This is a genomic window from Bacillus sp. AFS059628 (genome assembly GCF_002571225.1).
Taxonomy (GTDB): Bacteria; Bacillota; Bacilli; order Bacillales; family Bacillaceae_G; genus Bacillus_A.
Map to the genome: position 1 here is coordinate 1 of NZ_NVEC01000156.1, position 2,637 is coordinate 2,637.

Genomic DNA, 2,637 nt, shown 5'->3' on the forward strand with positions numbered 1-2,637 from the left:
ATGATTATTGATTATATACTATGTGGGGGTCTTATTTTGAAGGGAAGAGATGTTGTTTTAGGTTTGTTAATGGGAAAAGAAATGTCTGGTTATGATATTAAAATTGTGTTTGAAGACGTATTTACTCATTTCTTTGATGGAAGTTTTGGAATGATCTATTCAACGTTACGTCAGTTGGAAAAAGAGGGGAAAATAAAAAAAGAAGTTGTTATGCAAGAAGGGAAACCAAATAAGAAAATGTATTTTATTACAGATGAAGGGCGTGAAGAGTTTTATCAATACATGCAAACGGATGTAGAGAAAGATGTTTTGCGTTCAGATTTTTTAATGAGGATGTATTTCGGTAATTATAGCGATGATAAGGCAATTAAAAAATGGATTGAGGATGAAATTGAAAAAAAAGAAGCATACATTACGGATCTTCTTTTGAAATATGAAAAGTGGAGAAACGGTATTACTTTTGTCGAGGAAATTTCACTCGATGTAGGTATTGCATCTTATAGTGCTCAAGTAGAGACATTGAAAAGAAAACTAGAACAACTAGAAGCAAAAGAACACGATAAAATGGAAGAATGAAAAACACGTTCATTATAAATAAAGGGGTAGATGAACATGGAGCAATCAAAGGGTATTAAGTTTGTCTTTTTAATGTGCTTAGGTATTTTTCTTTGTATGATTGATACGACAATTATGAATATAGCTTTACCAGCGATACAAACGAGTGTAAATACTTCATTGGAAAAGATGTCTTGGGTATTAAATGTTTATACAATGACAATAGCAGTACTTGCTATTCCGCTAGGGCGGATAGCTGATATCTTTGGAAAAGCAAAGATGTATATTCTTGGTCTGGTGATTTTTGGTGGTGGATCGGTACTATGTGCTTTTGCTAATACAGGAGATTTTCTTATCTTTTCTCGCTTTATACAAAGTGTAGGGGCAGCGATTTTATTTCCAACTAGTATGGTAATTGGTGTATCAGCTATGCCGTTAGCTAAGAGGCATGTTGCACTAGCAATTTTAGGCGTAACACAGGGATTGTCAGCTGCAATGGGACCAGTAATAGGTGGAATTATTACACAAAATTTCGGTTGGAGATGGGTGTTCTTCGTTAATGTTCCAATTTGTATTCTTGGAATCATTTTATGCTGCTTTATGCTACAAATAAAAAATGAAGAACGTATTATCTCAAAAATAGATTGGATAGGATTGCTATTAAGTAGCACAGCAATTTTTTCTTTTACTCTCATATTAGTAAAAGGTAATACATGGGGATGGCAAAGTAATATAGCTTTGTTTTGTTATGCAATTAGCATTATTTCTCTTATTCTATTTGTTTTAGTAGAACGAAAGATTCATAATCCGATGGTGAATTTAAATTTATTTAAAAATCGAACGTTTGTCGGAGCATCTATCGTTGTCATATTAAGTAATGTATTTTTAATTGGAGTTACTGTATTGCTTCCGACGTTCTTGACGAAAATACAAGGTCGAACGGAAATTGAAGCAGCTTTTTTAGTGACACCTATTTCAGCAATGATATTTTTTGTCTCACCAGCTGCAGCAACTTTAATTAAAAAACTCGGAAAAGTAACTATTATTTTGTCAGGATTTCTTGTTATGGGCTTATCTTATTATTGGTTGCAAATGATTGATGTTAATTCAACAAATATAGAAATTATTATTCCATGTATGATATTGGGTGTTGGATATGGTTTAGTAGTAGGTCCAATTACAGTTTTAAGTGCTTCTTCGTTTGAAGGGGAATTATTAACTGCTTCTCAAAGTGTTGTATCAATGTTGCGGCAAGTAGGTATTGTTTTAGCAGTTGCAATATTTGTATCTAACTTAACTCATAATTTAACTATAAATAAAGAGAATGTATATCGTTATGCAGAAGAAAAAGTTCGTAATATTCATGTGAGTAGTGTCGAGCAAGCTGAGATATTACAAGTAACAAAAGAAAAAATAGAGAATCAAAGTATAGAAACAAATGTCGAAAAGCATCAAAATGAAACATTTGTAGGGTTAAATAAAGAGAAAAAAGATGAACTAATTCACCAAAAAGTGGCTGAGGTATTAAGAGAAGTTCCAGTAGAATATAGAGATGTAAAAAGAGAAGAAGTAATGAGTCAAGTGACAAATGAAGTTGAAAAACAAGAGGAAAGTATAAAGAAAGAAGTACGTACATTTTCGAACGATGTGAATCATTATGCTAAGAATCAGATGGCTATGAGTTTTACAGATTTATATAAAGCGAGTGTGCCAATTATTTTAGTCTTTGCTTTAGTGAGTTTGTTATTTTGGGAAGGAAAGACTTTGAGTAAAAAGAGAGGGGAAAGAGTTGTAGGGGGAGTGTAAGGGAAATAATCTAAAGGTGAGTTATACTCAAATGATGGAATGCTAGCTGTGAAAAAATTAGTATAATTATTATGGGAACCCTTCGGTAATGAGTGAAACGTAAACCGTGGGGTTCTTTACATGTATAAATAAATTTCAACATTATAAATTTGGGAATTTTGCTGTTCTATAGTACATTAACAAGGGGGATTAGTTTTATCCCGCTTTAATGGGCAGTAAGACCCCCACCTCAAAATTCAGCGAAAGCAAAGAAGTAAGGTGGGGGATCAACTGCCC

The 2,637-nt window shown here is 32.9% G+C and carries 2 protein-coding genes; both read left to right on the forward strand.

Features of this window, described 5'->3' with window-relative positions:
* The first annotated feature begins 36 nt into the window (after positions 1-36).
* On the forward strand, positions 37-576 hold the full coding sequence (locus tag COL05_RS30660; RefSeq protein ID WP_098671339.1) for a PadR family transcriptional regulator: 540 nt from the start codon (positions 37-39) through the stop codon (positions 574-576).
* Between the two features lie 36 nt (positions 577-612).
* Positions 613-2,361 carry an MFS transporter gene (locus tag COL05_RS30665; RefSeq protein ID WP_098671338.1) on the forward strand — a complete coding sequence of 583 codons (1,749 nt, stop codon included), beginning with the start codon at positions 613-615 and terminating at the stop codon, positions 2,359-2,361.
* Positions 2,362-2,637: the final 276 nt, after the last annotated feature.